Origin of the sequence: Chroococcidiopsis cubana SAG 39.79, from assembly GCF_003991895.1 — a bacterium.
Lineage (GTDB): Bacteria > Cyanobacteriota > Cyanobacteriia > Cyanobacteriales > Chroococcidiopsidaceae > Chroococcidiopsis > Chroococcidiopsis thermalis.
Window position 1 is genome coordinate 1 of record NZ_RSCK01000111.1, and the last position, 18,866, is coordinate 18,866.

The window sequence follows — 18,866 nt, forward strand, 5'->3', positions numbered from 1 at the left end:
AGCTTGTTGAAACATCACAGCAATCGCAATCGCACTTCTATCCTATTCTAACAATTATCTACAACTGTAGTACTAACATGCATTCTGATTATTACAGGTATATTTCTTTGGTCGGGTTGGCGTAAGTTAATCGCAGGTTTCAAAATCAAGTGGAATGCTCACCCAAAACGAGTTAGTTTTGACATCCACAAAGTTGCAGGTATTGTTACAGCTATCTTTTTATTCTTGACTTTTTTTACAGGATTTTGCTGGAATCTCAGCGAAATTGCTCGACCATTTATATACGCTGTCACCTTCAGTTCCATGCCTGCTGATGATGCTAAGTCATCTCCTGTAGCTAATAAATCTCCTTTGCCATTTAGCGATCGCTTTCTGGAAGTAGCTGATGCAGCTTTACCAGAATTTCGGACTATCTATGTTGCCCTACCCGCAGATAGTGACGAACCAAATGGTGCTTTTATAATTCGCAAAAGTTCGTCACCTCACAGCAATATCTGGGACAGCAGTGTTTTCATCGATTCCTACAGTGGAAAAGTTTTGCGGGTGGACAATGGGTTAACTGCATCGTTAGGAACTAAGCTTGAGAATGCTTTCGGATCACTGCACTACGGTACTTTCTGGGGATTGCCAAGCCGTATCCTTTACGTATTTGTCGGTCTTGCGCCGCTAATTTTATTCATTACTGGCTTTACGATGTATCGATACCGATATCGGGCAAAATCCGATCGCACGACAAAAATCAGAGACTTCACCACTACAGGGAAATGAGTAAGGTTTTTAACTTCTGACTTTTGCGCCAACGTAACTTCCGACTTCTTCAATTATGAGCTACCTCAAAGACATCACCGTGTATTCCTGGCAAATTGGTAACGTGATGAGTTGAGAGGAATACATAGAAATCCTATCTCATCTCAGGAAGTATTTAGTTGTTTTTGGACTTTAGATTTGAAATGATGCAGCCTACTTTAGAAACATTTGCCCAACACTTAGATTTGTCTCGCGATCGCTTAGAAGCTTTACTCTCCCAGTCTCTTACTGAATGTCTAAATTCTCCCGAACTACAACAACAGTTAAGCAGCTTGGATGTTTCGTTACTAAAGCAAACTTTACCGATCGCTGGTAGCGTTTTAGCTGAGCGATTACCTCCTTTTTATCACTGGTTGCAAACAGAGTTGAGTGTGAAGCGCGTTCCCGATAGTCCAGAGCATACAACAAAATGGGTCATTGGTTTTGTCAATAATCAAGAAAGTCTATCGCGCTTAGTAGAACTTCATCGTCCAGTTTCTCGTTTGGCGATGGAACGTTCTGTTCCTTCTCTGGTAGGAATGTTTGAAGGTGTGGAAGATTTGCAGGTTAGGCAAGAGTGGCAAAAAGCTATATCGGCTCTTTGTTTGGTACTGGTTGTTGCAGCGCGTGAAGCTGAACGATGTGTGAGTGTGTAGCCCCAAACTGATACGATTTTGTTAAGACTGCACTACGGAAGATCCCCCTAACCCCCCTTAAAAATGGGGGCTAAGAATTGTACAATTTTCCCCTCGTTAAGGGGGATATTCATTGGAATTAGTACGAGCAAATTCTATGCGCCGATTTTCGCTTGCAATACTTTTTCTACTTGCCGTGGTGCATTCATCTGAGTAAATAGCTGTAGCGATCGCTCTAAATTTTGCTTCCCATGCTCAAACTCTTTCATACTTATATAAGTTAAACCTAACTGAAAATAAGCCTCGGCTAGATCGCATTTTGCACCAATTTGCTCTAAAATTTCGATTGCTTCTATATGTTTATTTATAGCCAATTTAAATAAAGATTGCTGGCGATCGCTCTCAGCTAATCCACTCAGCGTTTTTGCTTTGATTTGCAGATAATGGCTTTTTTCGGCATCAGCTAGGGAAAGAGAAAACATCTCTTGCGCTTTTTCTCTATTACCTAAATTGATATAAGTTTGACCGAGGATTTGCACAAAATAAGCAAAGCTGCCACTTTGATTATTTAGTTCAGACATAATCGAGTCATAAATCGGTTCGACTAGGCTATATGCTGTTTGATGCCCGCCTAAATAAGAATTGACTAAAGCTAAACATACGCTAGCTTTTTCTGCCCAGCGATGATGAGTTGTATTTTGAGCTAGATCTATGACTTGCTGAAATAATTCGGCTGCTGTCTCTAATTCCCACAAATCTATATTGTACAATCCCATACTGAGTAAGGAATCTACTTCTAGCATTTTTAAGTAATACAATTTGTAGCGATCGCCTTGACTAAACTCTAAAATTCCCAATGATTGAGTTGCTAAACTGATAGTTTTCTCTTGACATTCTATCGCTGCGTGAATTTTACCAGCAGTCCAATACAAATCTCCTAAAATATTATATAATTCTCCCAAACAAGGAGTAGATTGTATATTTTGGAGAATTTGAGTTATCGCCCCCAAAACGGGTTGAATTAAACCCATTCTATACAACGTTCCACCCAGAGGTAAAAACTGTCCCCATTGATTATTTCTACTTTTAAGAATAACTCTAGCAGCTAATTCAAAATCGTTGATTTCGACATAGTGATAGTATGCTTCCAGAGCTTGTAAAGCATCTTTTATGGTATCAATTGTTGCTACGCTATCTGTCCAAAATTCTGCGGCTTTACAATTCACAACTATCCATTCATCGCTAGCACGCAACCTCGCGATCGCCTCAGCACGAATTGCTGGATGCAGCCAGTATTCCCCCTGTTGAAATTCAACTAAACAGCGATCGCGTAAAGCTGTCATAATTTGTCGTTGCTGTTGAGGTGGTACGTCCCACAATAAATTTAAAATTCCTTGGGTAGGAATCTTTGCCACATCTTGATAGCGATAACATCCCAGGCGACACAATAAGCGGTAGGCTGGCAGATCGAGTGTTTGCAAACGGTGAAATTGACTGGCAATTAAATTCTTCAAATCGGTGACAGCCAAGGGATCGGTATGGTTTTCTTGCCAATACGCGATCGCATCCCCTGCAAAATCTGCTTGAATTGTACCGCAAAGGATTCCCATAACCTTAGCGTTACCGCCATAGGCTTGATGCATCTGTTGGATTGTTGGTAAGTCAATCGCAATTTGACGATAACTAAAATATTGCTGCCATGCTGGAAGATCTAAACCAGGTAAACGGTAGTGTTCTACATTTAAACTCGGTTCGCACAGGCGATCGCGACTTGTAATTAAAGTCACGGATTGTACTTTCGGATCGGTTAAAATCCGAAACAGCTCTACATAGCTACGATGAGACGCAATTAAACGTCCTTGGCGATCTAATGCAGGTTCTAAGTTATCAATTAACACCCCTATCCGTCGTGTTTGCAACTGGCGTTTGAGTCTATCTAAAGTTACGCCAAATTCTAAGCCTGGTTCCTCTTGTAAGTCTTGTTTCAACCACTCTTCTACGACTCGTTCAGCAGAAGTCAGGTTCTGCGTTTCCTTTGCTACTAGCAGTTCTAGCACCACTTCAAAATTTTGGGATTGCAAGTATTGCTGTGCTAGGGTGGTTTTTCCCAATCCGCCTTCACCCTGAATGACGATCGCCTTACTATCCAAACTTACCAGGCGATCGAGGTGCGCGATCGCTTCGGTTCTGCCGACGAAATTTGGCTTGGCGTGCAGATCCCCCCAATCTCCCTTCACAAGGGGAGCTGAAATTGACAGATTTCCCCGATCTTTTGATGTACGCAGACATCGTTCTAAAACTGCACGACAGTTAATCTTATTAATCTTCTCTCCCAAAGTTTGAGACAGTACGCGCCACAGATGAGAACCAACATCTTTAACGTGTCCTTCTGTATAGCCGCAGTAGGCTGCAATTTCAGGATATTTATGTCCCTGCCAAACCTGCTGAAGAATCTGTTTTTGTAGAGAATTTAACCCTTCGCCAGTTTTGGTCAATATGAGATTATCCACCCATGCCAATGCTGTTTCACCGTCCATAGGTTGCTGAGGATGAAAGCCATACTTAGTATAACTTGTCACAGTAAAAGGAGATAGGAAACAGAAAATAGGAGACACGAAACAGAATTTAAAAATTCAAATATCCATTGTAGGGGCAGGTTTACCGAGTTATTCCGGGTAGTATCGCAGAAATTGCGGGAAAACCTGCCCTAACCAATTTCATCATAGGGGCAGGTTTACCGAGTTATTCCGGGTAGTACAAAGGTTTCTCGTCAACTTACCCTGACAAATTTTTAGCAAAGCGCGAGAAGGTTAAGACCTCAAAGTTAACTCTCACCTTTGAAACGCAAGGTATTTCCTTCTGATTTCTGCTTTCTGCCCTCTGCTGCTGCTATAGAATTAATTAGCAAAATTGAATATTTTGTAGTTTAAGTTACATTAACTTATTTAGATTTATGATCCATTCCGTCCTCAGATAGACCCAAATGAGAAAAATGGCTGATATTGTAATGAATGTAAAGGATAAATCGTTCATCTCTCCAGTGGAGGGACGGAAGTAGAGAAAAACTCTCGAAGGAACGCGCCTCATTCGTAACACAACAACAAGAAAGAGGCGAATATGAAATCTAACAATATTGGTATTCAATCTAACTCCGATCGCGTGTCTGTTTCTGCGCAAGCAAGATTGTTAATGAGCTTGAATCGTCAGAAGCAACACAACCGCCAGCAGTCCATGCTACAACGCACAGCATCAGAAGTAGGTACTGAAGGCTAGAAAAAGATCGAAGCAAGGAGTAAATAGCCATGAATGCAAGTAGAAAGCCAAGCTACAAAGAGGTAGCAAGAGTTCATCGCTCGAATATTTTGGAAAGCTTAGAACGGCGCTTGCAAGCTGCCAGAGCCAAGGGTGACGATCGCTTGACTTCCCAATTGGAAGCAGAGCTGAAGTACTACCAATAAGCCTAGCTAATTAAGTTTAGCCAAAGTGGGGGATGCGATCGATGCATCCCCTATTTGCGATCGCAAGTCACAAATCACGAGTCAGAAACCACATTTCTTTCCCTGCTCGTGCGCTCCCTACTCCCTGCTGCCTAAATGGGGTAAACTCAGGGTGATGGTAGCAGCTTTTGTGTCATATGGATTTAGACCGACAAATTAAAGTCCTGATTGACGAAGCGCCTCAAGATGGCGTGACTCCGCAAGTTGTTGCTGCTGTCGCTCCTGTATTGGTACTGCTTGCTGGCAGGCTGCGCCATTTAGAATACTATATTTTGCAAAACTTAGATCGAGACTGGGTAGTCACTACGTTAAGCGATCGCGCCAACCCAAAAGTGACCAAGCGCGTTATCTACGCTTTCCCTACGCTTGCAGATGTGTCAGCTGTAGCAGTCTCGGAACAAGACCCGGAAATTGTCGCTTCACCCTTACCCGTCACTCACATATTATTTCAGCTTTTTGCCCTGGAAACAGTAGACAGTATCATTTTCTTCGATACCCCAGGAGATCTAAATCGGGGAACGGATATCCAACGGAGAGAATTGCAAAAGTTGATAAAGCTGCAAATGCAACCGCGATCGACTCCCGCTAGTCCCTTCAATCAAATTCCTCCCGACATTGCTTAATAACTCCCTCTACTCATTAGTTGTTAGAGAAGGATTAGTAATATGCCAAGGAATAGCTCTAATAAATCTAAAGGGGTGAAGCCTAGAAAACGACATAAGTTTTTTCTGAATCCCTATGAAGACTCCGCCTTCACGAAATGCCCTAAATGTGAAACAAAAACTAAAATTCGTAAAATTCCCCTAGTCATTCATATCGATCCACATCAACTTTTTTTACTCAATAAACAATGTAGATATTGCCCAAATTGCGATCTCATCATCACTAAAAAACAGGAAATTGAATCATTGTTAGCTATTAGCTTTAGCCAATCTCATCCTGAATTCATTGGTAATGAGTATTTGGTAATGGGAACCCTCGATCGGCAAGATTGGCAAGCAGGTAACAAAGGAACTCTCGCTCCTGAGAAAATAATAGAACAAATGTATATTTTCAAAGATGTATGGAATTTTGAAGTAATTCCGGCAGGATGGTATCCTGCTAACGAGAAGTAGAATTGCACTAATGAAAGCAAATAGATTTTGCCTCTACTTTGGTTTACTAGCCCTTGTCTTCAGTACCATCGTATCTCCAACTGTAGGACAAGAGCGAGTTGCACCAGTAATTAGCAACGATCGCGCGGTTCGCAAAGCTGTACGCACTCAAAAGTATATGGCAGTAGTAGCTCACCCGCTAGCAGCGGCAGCAGGTAGTGATATTCTGCGGCGGGGAGGTAGTGCTGTTGATGCGGCGATCGCCATTCAAATGGTACTAGGTTTAGTTGAACCGCAGTATTCTGGAATTGGTGGCGGGGCTTTTTTAACCTATTACGATGCCAAACGCAAACAAGTTCGCACTTATGACGGTCGCGAAACGGCTCCAGCAGCGGCTCGACCGGATCGTTTTCTGAATGCAGATGGCAAGCCACTCCAATTTTACGATGCGGTTGTAGGTGGAAAGTCTGTCGGCGTACCTGGAGTAGTCAGGATGCTGGAAATGGTACACAAGGCACATGGTAAGTTGCCTTGGCGAGAACTATTTCAACCCGCAATTCAACTGGCGCAGCAGGGCTTTCCCATCTCGCCTTTATTGTACGATCGCCTCAGCAAAGAAAAGTATTTACCAAGCCTAGAACCAGCTCGCAGCTATTTCTATCAAGCGGATGGCACGCCTAAACCTGTGGGGACAATTCTCGTCAATCGTCCTTATGCTGAGGTATTGAGCCGGATTGCGAATTCCGGTGCTGATGCCTTTTATCAGGGTGAAATTGCCAGAGACATTGCGAATACAGTCCAAAAAGCTACCGTAGCAGGCGACTTAACAACTGACGATTTAGCAACATACCAAGCCAAAGAGCGATCGCCTGTATGTGGAGTTTATCGAGTTTACAAAGTGTGCAGTATGGGACCACCTAGTTCTGGTGGTTTAACCGTGTTGCAGATTCTCGGTATGCTGGAAAACTTTCAATTATCTACCCTCAAACCAGAATCATCCCAAGCAGCGCATTTATTTGCCGAAGCAGGACGGCTAGCTTTTGCCGACCGAGGCTTATATATGGCTGATGCTGATTTCGTTCCCGTACCAGTCAATGAATTAATCGATCCCGAATATCTGAATAATCGCGCCAAGCTGATTAATCCTCAACGCGCCTTAACCGATGCCGAACCAGGCGAATTGCGATCGCCACAAAAGTTAGTCTGGGGACAAGATAATGCGATCGAATTTCCCTCAACCAGCCATACAACAATTGTCGATCGCAATGGCAACTCAGTCTCTATGACGACCAGTATTGAAGATACTTTTGGCTCTAGATTGATGGTACGGGGCTTTTTACTCAACAATCAACTCACAGATTTTTCTTTTTCACCCACAACACCCGATGGAAAAGCGATCGCCAATCGGGTAGAAGCGAGAAAGCGCCCTAGAAGTTCGATGGCTCCCACTATGGTATTCGATCGCCAGGGTAAGCTGGTGATGGCAGTTGGTTCGGCTGGCGGTGCTAGAATTATCAACTACGTCGCGCAAGCATTAATTGCCGTTTTAGGCTGGAACTTAGACAGCCAACAAGCAGTATCCCTACCCCATTATGGCAATCGCGACGGGGCAACGGAACTAGAAGCAAATACAAATCTTGTTAACCTTCAGCAAAGCTTAGAGGCGATCGGTCATTCCGTACAAATTGTAGAACAAATCAGCGGTTCTCATGCGATCGTCCGTACCGAAAAAGGTCTAGTCGGTGGAGCCGATCCCCGTCGCGAAGGAATAGCGGCAGGAGAATAACAATTATTAGTTAGGGACAAGGGGGATGAGGGAGACAAGGGGGACAAGGAGGATAACTACAACCACCAACTACCCATTACCCATTACCCATTACCCATTCTGTTGCTCCTAAAGCTTTTAATGTGGCGATCGCTGCCTCAGTTAAACCAGTTACGCCAGCAATATTCATCCCTTCATAAGGTCTTTGCGCCCGCAATATCTTGAGAGATTTGCCTGTATTTGCATCCCATAGTCTAATCGTCTCATCCTGGCTGCCACTGGCAAGAATTTGTCCGTCAGTACTGAAAGCAACCGACCAAATTAAATCGGTGTGTCCCTGGAGAGTATGTCTGCATTCACCAGTTTCGACATTCCACAACTTGATGCTATAGTCGCTGCTGCCACTTGCTACAGTCTGCCCGTCAGGGCTGAAGGCAACTGACCAAACTCGGCTTGTATGTTCCTGGAGAGTTTGGTAACATTTCCCCGTTTGCCAATCCCATAACTTGACTGTGCGATCGCCGCTACCACTTGCCAGGGTTTGTCCGTCAGGACTGAAGGCAACTGCCCACACCCAATTGTCATGTCCTTGTAACGTGTTGTGGCACTCTCCGGTTTCAGTATTCCACAACTTAATTGTGTGGTCGTCGCTACCGCTAGCTAGAAAGTTGCCATCTACACTAAAGGCAACTGACCAGACTCGGTTGGTATGCCCTTGCAACTTATGCAGGGTTTTGCCGCTGAGGATATCCCATAACCTCACCGTATAGTCATCGCAGCCACCAGCCAAAATGTAGCCGTTGGGGTGAAAAGCCAGGGATCTGACTCCGCTGTAGGCTTGGATCGTATTGTAGCGATCGCCAGTTGAAGCATTCCAAAGCCCAATTGTATAGTCACCGCTACCGCTGGCTATGGTTTTACCGTCAGGGCTAAAGGCAACAGCCCAAACTCTATTACCATGACCGTGTAACGTGCGATCGCACTCTCCTGTTTCGACGTTCCACAATCGCACGGTTTTATCATCGTTACCGCTAGCTAGTATTCCGGTTGGATGTGAGGCTAGCGGACGGGGATGAAAAGCAACCGACCAGACGCGGCTAGTGTAACCCTGAAGGGTTTTGATACATTTTCCATCCGTGACATTCCAGATCTTGATCGTATGGTCGCCGCTCCCGCTAGCCAAGGTTTTGCCGTCAGGACTAAAAGCTACAGATCTAATCCAATTTGTATGTCCCGCCAGCGTCCGACAGCATTCTCCCGTCTGTACGTCCCAGAGTCGAATTGTATAATCTTCGCTGCCGCTGGCTACCATATCTCCCCCAGAGCTAAAAGCAACAGTCCTGATCCAGTTTGTATGTCCGCATAGAGTCCGCAGACATTCCCCCGTGCTAGTTTGCCACAACTTGACAGTGCGATCGCTACTACTAGCGAGCATCTCGCCATCGGGACTAAAGGCAACTGACCAGACTTGAGTTGTATGTCCCTGTAGAGTTTTGATACACTCTCCCGTGCCAACATCCCACAATCGCACGGTACAGTCTACACTACCACTAGCTAGGGTTTTGCCATCGGGACTGAAGGCGATGCTTCTAATCCAGTTCGTATGTCCGAACAAAGTCTGGTAACATTCTCCTGTCTGCCAATGCCATAGCTTGACAGTACTATCTTCACTCCCACTAGCTATAGTTTTGCCGTCGGGACTGAAAGCCACTGACCAAATGCGATGTGTATGTGGCAAAATACAACAGCATTCACCGCTACGGGTATCCCACAAACGAACTGTTTTGTCATCGCTGGCACTTGCTAAAACACTAGCGTCAGGATTAAACATAACCGACCAGATCCAATTTGTATGTCCTTTCAAAGTCAGCAGTTTTTTCCAATCTGCAACTTGCCATAGCCGAATTGCTCCATCAGCATCTCCTGTTGCCAATAGCTTGCCTGTGGGACTAAAAGCTACGGCTGGAGTCACGCTTAAATCTTCGGTAAAAACCGATTTGGCAAGATCGGCACGGGCAAAGTTGACTTGCTTTAAGTTGCGTCCGGCTAAATATGCTTGCCATACGCAGAGGTTAGAAAAATCCCATCCGCGCAGATCGATCTTGAGATGAGTTAGCAAGTTCAGAATATTTCCTGCCAAATACCCTGGTGATCGCGCCGATCTTTGTCGCCAATTAGTTAGAATTTGCCCTAAGCGATCGACAAGGCTACTGAGATTTGTTTGAGCTAAAAGTTTATCGACAAGTGGTATGATAATCAGCCGAATTTGCGTATCTCTAATGTAATCTTTTGCTTGCGCTTCAAGAATGGCATGACTGTTAAATAAACCGATCGCCCCCCTGACTATTTCTCCACATATGCGTTCGATAAAGCGATCGATCGCAAAATCCATTACAACTGGTTGTTGGGTAAAGCCCGTAGCGGTTTTCTCAATCAGCGATCGCTGTCCTAAAGATCGAAGAGTTTCTGGTAGTTTTTGCTTCGCTTCTAAGGACAAAACATTTTCTCGCAGTGCTGTAAAAGCGATTGGCTCCCGTTCGACTGCCAGCCAATACATCACTTCTATTTCTAATTTTGATATCCGATTCATCTGCCGCTCTAATAAATCGCGGATATCATCAAAAACTAATGTTCCCGTGCGTAAGGTTGCTAAAAATATAGTTAGATTGCTATCAAATAAGTCCTGAATTCCTGCAGCCACCATCTTTAAAGCAAGAGGATTCCCAGCATAATGCTCGATTAACCTTTGCCATTCTAAATCGGAACCGACAAAATTTCCCTTAGCGCGAAAAATTTCTCGTCCTGCGGCAATATTTAGACCTTCCAACTGTAGAGAACGTACTGGTAGTGTTTCGCCTTCGAGCAAGACAATTTCTTTTGGTTTTTCTCGGCTAGTTAGTACTAAACAACTCGTATGACGGACTTCTCCAATGCGTTGTAATAATTCGCCATAGGCTTGATATCCTTCTCGATATTGTCCTGCATGTTCGCCTCCACGCAGAATACTTTCGACGTTATCTAGTACTAACAAACAGCGATGGTGGCGCAAATATTCCAGCAGCATACTGATACAGCGATCGAGATCTTGGGATAATGTCGCCGCTGTTTCTTGTTGATGAGAGAGAAATTGAACGATCCCACCGAGTAATTCTGCTAGAGGCGGAGCGTTACGCAAACTGCGCCAAACAATATATTCAAATTCTGATTGCAAGTTTTCTGCTAGGGCGATCGATAAGGCAGTTTTCCCCATACCACCCATACCCAATACCGCCACTAAACGACAGCGTGAAGCGGAGCTGTCGCCTCTAGGCGAATCGTTCTTAATCCACTGCTCTAAAGTCGCTAACTCCTCGCTCCGCCCGTAAAATGTTGCTACATCTACCGCTTCGCCCCAGTCTATGTGGGTAATTGGTAATTGGTAATTGGTAGTTGGTGAAAGGCGAGAGGCGAGAGGCGAGAGACGAGTGCTAAATTTTGAATTTGGAATTCCAAATTCCGAATTCCGAATTCCGAATTCCGAATTCTCCCTGCTCCCTAGTTCTGAAGCTCGTCGCCGCAAGACGGCACGAAAGTTACTTTTCGTGACTTCTTCTGAGAGAGCTTTAGAAAGTAACTTCCATAGTTTAGAACCTACATCTTTAATGTAATTAGCATCGTAGTCAGAGCTTTCGGCGATTTCGGGATAAGTCTGACCTTCCCAGGCTTTGCGAAAGACTAGTTCCTGAATGTCGTTGAGTCCCCGATCGAGAAATGCATCTAGAATTACTAGTGCTTCGTCAACGTTCATTTTTTAATAAAAATTTGTTCTTTGATGATTTTGACTGTTCTAGGCTATGTTTGTTTTTTTTCGCTAGTTTGTATTTATTTTTTTGTGTTTCTCTATTAAGTTACACTAGAAATCAGTCGCAAATCCCCTATATACTTAAAAGTTCAAAATTCTATATAGTTTAAGATTTTTTTAATTATTTGAACTTTTCTGAATCAGTTATCAGTGAATAGGGAGCAGGAAGCAGTTATCAGTGTAGAGACGTTACATGTAACGTCTCTACAAAGTTATCAGTTATCAGCGACCATTTAATTCCGAATTCCGAATTCCGAATTCTCCTCACGCACTACGTAGATCTGACTTTTTCAGACGATTCATGACTTCTCGATTGAGACAATTAAGATGGTGCGGATAACTTCTGACTTTTTCAGGCTGTAAAAAATCAGGGCTTCATTTAATTTGAAATTAAGGATGAAATCAAGCTAAACCAGATCGGCGTTAGGATTGTAGCTTTTAGCCTTAAGCCTTCATCTTTTCGATTAATTTCAGATGGAATTGCGATCCAGTATGGCTGCTATTACCCAAACAGAGATTATTAGGAGTTTGATCGGGTTGTTCGAGGCAATGGATGTAGAGAGTGCCATGACTTATTTTACTGAAGATGCCCTATGTCGATTTGGTAATCATCCACCTGCGGTTGGGAAAGCCGCGATCGCATCCGTAATCGAAGCAAGTCAGCTCAGTCGGAGCGCCCGAACTTCTTTTGAAATCAATGAAATTTGGGAAATTGACGATGCTGTAATTTGCCAAATGGAAACAACTCATATGTGCGATCGTTGTAAAGCGATCGCAATACCATGCGCGATCGTGTTTCGCATGGAAGACGATCTCGTTCGAGAAATGCGCATCTACATTGATGCTTCTCCCTTATAGGAAGAATTCGGAATTCGGAATTCGGAATTCGGAATTAAATGGTCACTGATAACCGACTTCTGTACGGGCGGGTTTTGACTCCCGAGCTACTGTTTTAATAGTTAATCTATTGACTAAACCCGCCCCTACGATAACTGATAACTGCTCGTGCGCTCGATCGCTCCCTTTTCGGGTGACTTAGTTCATGCAGAGATTTGAGTTCTGCAAGCAGATTGGTATAAGCATCGAGTTTACCGTGTTGCAAATATATTTGAGCAACCGTGCGTAAATCTTCCGCTACACCTACCATATCACCCAATTTATAACGCACGAGACACCGACAATGATAAGCACTTGGATCTTCAGGATCGATGCGAATAGCACGGTCAAAATCAGCGATCGCACCGTGATAGTCTTCGAGCTTGGAAAGCGTAAAACCTCGGTTGTAATAGGCGATCGCCGAATCTGGATTCAGTGATAAAGCGCGATCGAAATCCTTTAATGCATCTTGGCGATCGCCCTTAGCAGCCCGTGCTAAACCGCGATTAGCGTATGCCGTAGCATTGTTGGGTTGGAGCAAAATAACCTGAGAAAAATCTGCGATCGCGGCTCGATATTTTCCTACTAACGTTTGATATACCCCTTGTTTAAATAAGTCTTCTACCGATCGAGATTTAGGTTGATGGTTATGCATCTCCAAAGTATTCGCTGCTGGCTGAGCCTGAGCGTTTAAAGGAAACAGCAAAACTGCAAATGTCACGCAGCAGATGAGAATAACTCGATACATAGCTACTAGTGAGGGGAGAGCAGGGGGGCAGAGGAAGCAGGGAGCAGAGGGACAAGGGAGACAAGGGGGACAAGGGAGCGGTCAACCAACAACCAACAACCAACAACCACCAATTACCCATTACCAACTACCAATTCCCCACACCCTGATAACTGACAACTGATAACTGACAACTGACTTCAGCTCCATCCTTTTTCGGATTTGTCCAGCACGTAAGAGGCGACATCCTCAATCTGCTGGACATTTAATTTTCCTTTGAAGGCAGGCATAGCATTTTTACCATTTGTGACTTGGTTGATAATTGCTTCTAGAGAATTCATACTATATTTTTCTAAAGCATCTTTCTGTAGTGTTTTTGTCGCCATCACCACATTTTTTCCTCCCATATGACAAGCAGCACAGTTGCTATTAAACACTTTGGCTCCGTTGGCTATGTCTGCTGCTAAGGCTGCATTGGGAAAAGTTAGAGTCCAAATAGCAACAGCCAATAGCAAAGCTAACGCGATCGTTCGCATTCTTTCAATCTCCTTCTTTCGCAAATAGGCTCGGCAGATTAATCCAGCTAAGACATCAAACTAGGATGTCGAAAAAGGGTGGAGGTCTTCCACCCCAGAATCAAGGACTTTTTAACCTTTCGTATAAGAGCAGGCTGGAATCGAACACCTAGCTTAGATTGCATTCTGAATGGCAGTCAAAAGACAAGATGTCAAACTTTCACAAAGTCAAACTTTCACAAAAAATGTCGCGAGAGATAACTCTGACGGTGTAACCTGGAAAGCAGTAACCAGTTGTCAGTTATCAGTTATCAGTAATTTTTGACTTTTACCTTTTGACTTTTGACTTAGCTTATGTCTCCGCTGCCTAATTACCGTCCCAAACAGCTTTCCCTTGGTCCATTAGAGACAGAGATTTTAAATATCGTCTGGGAACTCGATCGCGTGACTGTCAAAGACGTACACGATCGCATTCTTGCCGATCCCGATCGAGAGTTAGCCTATACTTCTGTCACCACGGTACTGCGCCGCCTGACGGAAAAAGGCTGGTTGGCTTGCGATAAACAAGAACGGGTTTTTTATTGGCGACCGTTGGTAACGAAGGAACAAGCGCAAGTTATAGAGGCGCATGAAAAGCTACATCGCTTTCTGGCGGTTGGCAACCCTGATGTTGTAGCTGCCTTTGCTGATAGTCTCGATCGCACCAGCTTAGAACAGCTCGATGCGATCGCTAAACGCATTCAAGCTGCACGCCAACAACGGGAGGAGAAGTAATGCATACCATCATGATTTTGGCTGCACTGGCAGTAGCTTGGAACGTGCGACAGAATTGGTCATCAGCTTCAGGTGATTGGCAGCAGCGCTGGAAACAAACGCTGTGGTTTTTTCTGTTTCCTCCGTTAATGTTAGCGATCGCCGGAATCTCGGTATTATGCATGGGAACCCAAGGCAAGATGCTGGGTTTGTCTGTAGGTTGGTATAGCTACGGACTGACGGTAATCGGTTTTATAGTGGCGATCGCGCTGGGGGTTAAACTGGCGTGGCAAGGCTGGCGGGCTGTGAGCCAGACTCGTACTTATCCCCAAGAGCAAGTAGAGGGAGCATCTTGTCGGATTTTAGCAACTCCCATTTTGTTCAGCGCTTTAGTTGGCTTCTGGCGACCGGAATTAGTTGTCAGCCAGGGATTGCTATACGTCCTTACCCCAGAACAGTTAGCCGCTGTCATTGCCCACGAACAAGCACATTACCACTATCGAGATACTTTCTGGTTTTTCTGGCTAGGTTGGATACGGACTTGTACTGGATGGTTGCCACAAACAGAAGCTTTATGGGAAGAGTTATTGCTGTTACGGGAATTGCGGGCAGATAATCGGGCGGCGCAGCAAGTCGATCCGCTGACTTTAGCAGAATCTTTGTTATTAGTCGTGCGTTCCGCGATCGTGCCAATGACAAGTTTTTGCGCTGCCTTCAGCGCTGCTAGTCAAGCAGAGCGCTTGAGCGAACGCATCAATGCTTTATTAGAACCATCAGCACCTCCTACCCAATCGCAATTTAATTGGTCTTGGTTGTGGTTGTTATTGGCATTCCTACCCCTAATTACTGTCCCGTTTCATTCTTGAAGCATTCTGTCGTAGGTAAAAAGTAAACTGCTATCGTAGCCATCGATATCTATAGGTGAAGCAGAAGTTTCAAAAATGGAAAACAAACCTTTAAAGATATCTCTGAGAATGGCAACGATTATGGGGGTGTTTCTACCACTTGCCGAAACTGTAAGAAGGTCAAATCAAATTGTTGATTTGGCTAGATTTCTGAGTTGGTTTGATGATTACATTCTTGGAGCTATTCTTTTAATAGCTGTTTATTTAGTCAAGAAAAAGATAAATAATTCGATTTCATTTTTGATTGCAGCTTGGGGATTTGTATCGGGCGCTCTTTTTCTAAGTTTTTTAGGGCAATTTGAGTACTATAGGACAACTACAGGCGATCCAGGCATATTTTCGACAAGCTTCGTGGCAATAGCAAAAGGACTGATATTGGGATATATGTTGTTAGGTCTTTACATGGCGATAAGATCTAATTCGTACAAATAATGCTTTTTTTACAAAATCGTGAGTCGTATTGTTTTAACTACAATCGGTTCTTTTGGCGATCTGCATCCTAAAATTGCGATCGCGCTGGAATTACGGCAACGCGGTCACGATGTTGTATTCGGGACACACAAGGTATATCAAGCCAAAATTGAAGCTTTGGGATTTGAGTTTCATCGAATGCGTCCTGACAATACAGCTCTCGACGACCCTCAAGAGATGGCGCGGGCGATGGACGTGCGGACAGGTTCAGAATATATCGTCCGCAAGTGGGTTTGTCCGAGCTTGCGCGAGATGTACGCAGACTTGATGCAAAGTGTCAAGGGGGCAGATTTTATGTTTGCAGGCGAGGGAGTCGTTGCAGCTCGTTTAGTGGCGGAAAAATTGGGAATAAGATGGGCATCAAGTGCAATGGCTCCAATTTCGTTTTTCTCCGTTTACGATCCGCCTGTATTGGCTCCATTTCCATTTTTAGCAAAGTTGCGCGGTTTTGGGGCGATCGCTAATCGGGGAGTCATCAACTTTGCCAAGCTTGTCAGCAAGTCTTGGGCTGAACCCGTTCGCCAATTTCGTCGCGAACTTGGTTTACCTGCACTGATTGGCAATCCCTTCATTGACGATAAGTTTTCCCCTTATCTGACGATCGCCCTATTCTCTCCTGTATTGGCAAAACCTCAACCCGACTGGGCTGCAAATACAGTAGTCGCAGGTTCGACATTTTATGATGGTAGTCAAAATGGAGCGGCACTAACACTGGAACTCAAGCAATTTTTAGATGCAGGTGAACCGCCAATCGTTTTTACCCTTGGTTCAGCCGCAGTGATGACTCCTGGTAACTTCTATCAGGAAAGCATTCAAGCTGCAAAGCTGTTAAACCGCCGTGCTGTGTTGTTAATTGGGAAAAATGCGCCTCCAGAGAACCTTTCATCAGACATTTTGGCAGTTAGCTATGCACCATATTCGCACATTTTTCCTCACGCTTGTGCGATCGCGCATCAGGGAGGAATTGGGACGACGACTCAAGCATTACGTGCAGGTCGTCCAACCTTAATTATGCCCTACAGTCACGACCAGCCGGATAATGCCGCACGGGTCGAACGTTTAGGAACTTCTCGCACAATTCCTCGCCAGCAGTATCGAGCGTTGCGGGTAGCAAATGAATTGCGTAAGTTGTTAGCAAATCCCGCTTACACAACCAAAGCAATAGAAATTGGACGGATTATTCAAACAGAAAATGGGGTGAATGTTGCCTGTGATGCGATAGAAAAACAGCTTCAAACAACATCAATCTCATCGTGAAAGGAACGTATCAATAAAGCTAGTTACATTCGAGAGGTTGCCTGTATCTAGTGAATGGACCTCCTGCGTGAATACTTGAATTGTCATCCACACGCGAAGCGAACCATCTGGGAGATTCTTCACTACACTGCGTTGCGTACCCTTCGGGAAGGCTTCGCCAACAGAATGACATCCATGATTTTTTGATTCATGCAGGAGGTCTATTGGAACTGTTAAATTTTTTTATCGCTAAATCTACCTGCTGTTTCAAATCTTCCAAGGTAGAAGAATTATCCAAAACAACGTCAGCCCGATCGCATTTTTCTGATAGTGGCATTTGACTGTTAATTCGCGCCTGTGCTTGTTCTACAGTTAAATTATCGCGCTGTATCAGTCTGTCTATTTGCTGTTGCGGCGAACAGGCAACAACCCAGATTTCTGTGACTAAATCTGTCATCTCTGCTTCAAATAGCAAAGGAATAACTAATACAACTATCGGGACAGATAATTTATTTATCTCTTGCTCAAAGCGATCGCGCACGTAAGGATGAATTTGTCTTTCTAACCACTGCTTTTCTGTAGAATTGTTAAAGATAATTCGCGCTAGTTGTTGGCGATCCAGCGTCCCATCAGCCTGCAAAATGTTTTTGCCGTAACGCTGGGCGATCGCATTTAAAATTGGCGAACCAAGTTGCACTGCTTCTCGCGCATAAATATCTGCATCAAGAACTGGTAAATGATATTCATGTGCTAAGTATTGAGAAACAGTACTTTTACCAGTGCTAATCCCACCAGTAAGACCGATAATTCTTTTTTGGTAATTGGTAATTGGTAATTGGTAATCAGTCACTAGTTGTTAGTTGTTGGTTGTCGATCGCTGCTAACTGATAATTGCTTGTAACAAACCATCCAAAGTATATTCCTCTGCTTCTATATCAACTCTACCGAGGAGAGAAATACAGTCTTTGGAGGTTTGGGGACCAATGGAGGCTATACAAATTCCATCTAAATTAATGTTGTTATATGGTGCTATGAGTTGGCAGAAATTTCTGACTGTTTTAGAACTAGCAAAAGTAATAATATCCACTTTATGACTCTGTAACGCCTCTAATGCTTCAGGCGCAATTGACTGCGGACAACGAGATTCATAAGCTGCGACTTCTAACACATCTGCACCTTTGGCAGTAAATTGTTTGACTAAGACTTCTCGTCCTCCAGTTTCAACTCTGGGAAATAAAACTTTTTTACCTGCTAAAGATTCAGGAAAGTTTTCTACTAAAGAATCGGCAACAAAATCGGGAGGAATGAAATCTGGTTGTAAGTATCTTTGTTGAAGACTCTGAGCAGTTTTTTGTCCTACTACAGCAATTTTTACCCCTGCTAGCGCCCGCGTATCTTTACCTTTAGCTAGCAGGCGTTCAAAAAAATAATCTACTCCATTTGTAGAAGTCAAAACTAACCAATCGAAATCCGATAACTGCGCAATCGCATTATCTAACCCCATCCAACTCGAAGGCGCACCAATCTCTAATGCTGGCATCTCAATAGCTGTCGCACCCATTTCTACAAGGCGATCGCAAAATTGACTCGATTGTCCTAGCGATCGGGTGACGAGGATAGTTTTATTAGAAAGTGGTGCGTGGGGAGAGTGGCTAGTGGCTAGTGGCTGGTGACTAGAATAACTTCCTTGTCCCCCTTGTCCCCCTTGTCTCCCTTGTCCCCCTTGTCTCCCTTGTCCCCCTTGTCCCCCTTGTCCCCCTTGTCC

At 44.1% G+C, this 18,866-nt stretch carries 19 protein-coding genes and 1 riboswitch; of the genes, 13 read left to right on the forward strand and 6 right to left on the reverse strand.

Going from position 1 to position 18,866, the window contains the following annotated elements:
* The first annotated feature begins 81 nt into the window (after nucleotides 1-81).
* Nucleotides 82-768 (forward strand): PepSY-associated TM helix domain-containing protein, encoded by a 687-nt coding sequence (locus DSM107010_RS32350; protein WP_258183926.1) that lies wholly within the window; start codon nucleotides 82-84, stop codon nucleotides 766-768.
* A gap of 185 nt (nucleotides 769-953) precedes the next feature.
* On the forward strand, nucleotides 954-1,442 hold the full coding sequence (locus DSM107010_RS32355) for a hypothetical protein (protein WP_106168460.1): 489 nt from the start codon (nucleotides 954-956) through the stop codon (nucleotides 1,440-1,442).
* Between the two features lie 134 nt (nucleotides 1,443-1,576).
* On the opposite strand, the gene DSM107010_RS32360 is transcribed toward DSM107010_RS32355, so the two are convergent.
* Nucleotides 1,577-3,958, reverse strand: a complete 2,382-nt coding sequence (locus DSM107010_RS32360; RefSeq protein WP_106168457.1) for a tetratricopeptide repeat protein — start codon at nucleotides 3,956-3,958, stop codon at nucleotides 1,577-1,579.
* A gap of 487 nt (nucleotides 3,959-4,445) precedes the next feature.
* A riboswitch (Glutamine riboswitch) is annotated at nucleotides 4,446-4,504 on the forward strand.
* A gap of 34 nt (nucleotides 4,505-4,538) precedes the next feature.
* On the opposite strand from DSM107010_RS32360, the gene DSM107010_RS40480 reads away from it, so the two are divergent.
* From DSM107010_RS40480 to ggt, 5 genes are all read left to right on the forward strand, one after another.
* On the forward strand, nucleotides 4,539-4,694 hold the full coding sequence (locus tag DSM107010_RS40480) for a hypothetical protein (protein WP_015154902.1): 156 nt from the start codon (nucleotides 4,539-4,541) through the stop codon (nucleotides 4,692-4,694).
* A 29-nt stretch (nucleotides 4,695-4,723) separates the two neighbouring features.
* A complete protein-coding gene (pirA, locus tag DSM107010_RS40485) occupies nucleotides 4,724-4,879 on the forward strand; it encodes an arginine synthesis PII-interacting regulator PirA (RefSeq protein ID WP_015154903.1) in 156 nt (51 codons plus the stop codon).
* A 176-nt stretch (nucleotides 4,880-5,055) separates the two neighbouring features.
* Complete coding sequence (locus DSM107010_RS32365; protein ID WP_106168458.1) at nucleotides 5,056-5,541, forward strand: hypothetical protein; 486 nt, start codon at nucleotides 5,056-5,058, stop codon at nucleotides 5,539-5,541.
* Between the two features lie 42 nt (nucleotides 5,542-5,583).
* On the forward strand, nucleotides 5,584-6,033 hold the full coding sequence (locus DSM107010_RS32370) for a hypothetical protein (protein WP_015154905.1): 450 nt from the start codon (nucleotides 5,584-5,586) through the stop codon (nucleotides 6,031-6,033).
* 10 nt (nucleotides 6,034-6,043) lie between these two features.
* Nucleotides 6,044-7,798 (forward strand): gamma-glutamyltransferase, encoded by a 1,755-nt coding sequence (gene ggt / locus DSM107010_RS32375; protein WP_106168459.1) that lies wholly within the window; start codon nucleotides 6,044-6,046, stop codon nucleotides 7,796-7,798.
* A 76-nt stretch (nucleotides 7,799-7,874) separates the two neighbouring features.
* Here ggt and DSM107010_RS32380 read toward each other — a convergent pair whose 3' ends face one another.
* Complete coding sequence (locus DSM107010_RS32380) at nucleotides 7,875-11,564, reverse strand: WD40 repeat domain-containing protein (protein ID WP_127024933.1); 3,690 nt, start codon at nucleotides 11,562-11,564, stop codon at nucleotides 7,875-7,877.
* 546 nt (nucleotides 11,565-12,110) lie between these two features.
* Between DSM107010_RS32380 and DSM107010_RS32385 the strand changes: the two genes are divergently transcribed.
* Nucleotides 12,111-12,476 (forward strand): nuclear transport factor 2 family protein, encoded by a 366-nt coding sequence (locus DSM107010_RS32385; protein WP_015154908.1) that lies wholly within the window; start codon nucleotides 12,111-12,113, stop codon nucleotides 12,474-12,476.
* A gap of 106 nt (nucleotides 12,477-12,582) precedes the next feature.
* Here DSM107010_RS32385 and DSM107010_RS32390 read toward each other — a convergent pair whose 3' ends face one another.
* A complete protein-coding gene (locus DSM107010_RS32390; RefSeq protein ID WP_158631924.1) occupies nucleotides 12,583-13,215 on the reverse strand; it encodes a tetratricopeptide repeat protein in 633 nt (210 codons plus the stop codon).
* A 7-nt stretch (nucleotides 13,216-13,222) separates the two neighbouring features.
* Here DSM107010_RS32390 and DSM107010_RS38980 point away from each other — a divergent pair, with 7 nt between their 5' ends.
* Nucleotides 13,223-13,405 carry a hypothetical protein gene (locus DSM107010_RS38980; RefSeq protein WP_158631925.1) on the forward strand — a complete coding sequence of 61 codons (183 nt, stop codon included), beginning with the start codon at nucleotides 13,223-13,225 and terminating at the stop codon, nucleotides 13,403-13,405.
* Nucleotides 13,406-13,421: 16 nt separating this feature from the next.
* On the opposite strand, the gene petJ is transcribed toward DSM107010_RS38980, so the two are convergent.
* A complete protein-coding gene (gene petJ, locus DSM107010_RS32395; RefSeq protein ID WP_015154910.1) occupies nucleotides 13,422-13,757 on the reverse strand; it encodes a cytochrome c6 PetJ in 336 nt (111 codons plus the stop codon).
* Between the two features lie 333 nt (nucleotides 13,758-14,090).
* Between petJ and DSM107010_RS32400 the strand changes: the two genes are divergently transcribed.
* The 4 genes from DSM107010_RS32400 (at nucleotide 14,091) to DSM107010_RS32415 (ending at nucleotide 17,122) form a co-directional block, all read left to right on the forward strand.
* Entirely contained in the window at nucleotides 14,091-14,510 is a 420-nt protein-coding gene (locus DSM107010_RS32400) for a BlaI/MecI/CopY family transcriptional regulator (RefSeq protein ID WP_015154911.1), read from the forward strand.
* On the forward strand, nucleotides 14,510-15,355 hold the full coding sequence (locus DSM107010_RS32405) for a M56 family metallopeptidase (protein ID WP_106169510.1): 846 nt from the start codon (nucleotides 14,510-14,512) through the stop codon (nucleotides 15,353-15,355). The genes DSM107010_RS32400 and DSM107010_RS32405 overlap by 1 nt, the downstream gene beginning before the upstream one ends.
* A 75-nt stretch (nucleotides 15,356-15,430) precedes the next feature.
* Nucleotides 15,431-15,826 carry a hypothetical protein gene (locus DSM107010_RS32410; protein WP_127024936.1) on the forward strand — a complete coding sequence of 132 codons (396 nt, stop codon included), beginning with the start codon at nucleotides 15,431-15,433 and terminating at the stop codon, nucleotides 15,824-15,826.
* 18 nt (nucleotides 15,827-15,844) lie between these two features.
* On the forward strand, nucleotides 15,845-17,122 hold the full coding sequence (locus DSM107010_RS32415) for a glycosyltransferase (RefSeq protein WP_127024939.1): 1,278 nt from the start codon (nucleotides 15,845-15,847) through the stop codon (nucleotides 17,120-17,122).
* 187 nt (nucleotides 17,123-17,309) lie between these two features.
* Here the strand turns inward: DSM107010_RS32415 and coaE are convergent, their stop codons facing one another.
* A complete protein-coding gene (gene coaE, locus DSM107010_RS32420) occupies nucleotides 17,310-17,951 on the reverse strand; it encodes a dephospho-CoA kinase (RefSeq protein WP_127024942.1) in 642 nt (213 codons plus the stop codon).
* Between the two features lie 30 nt (nucleotides 17,952-17,981).
* Nucleotides 17,982-18,866, reverse strand: an 885-nt coding sequence (locus DSM107010_RS32425; RefSeq protein ID WP_199755909.1) for a uroporphyrinogen-III synthase, incomplete at its 5' end; no start/stop codon positions are given.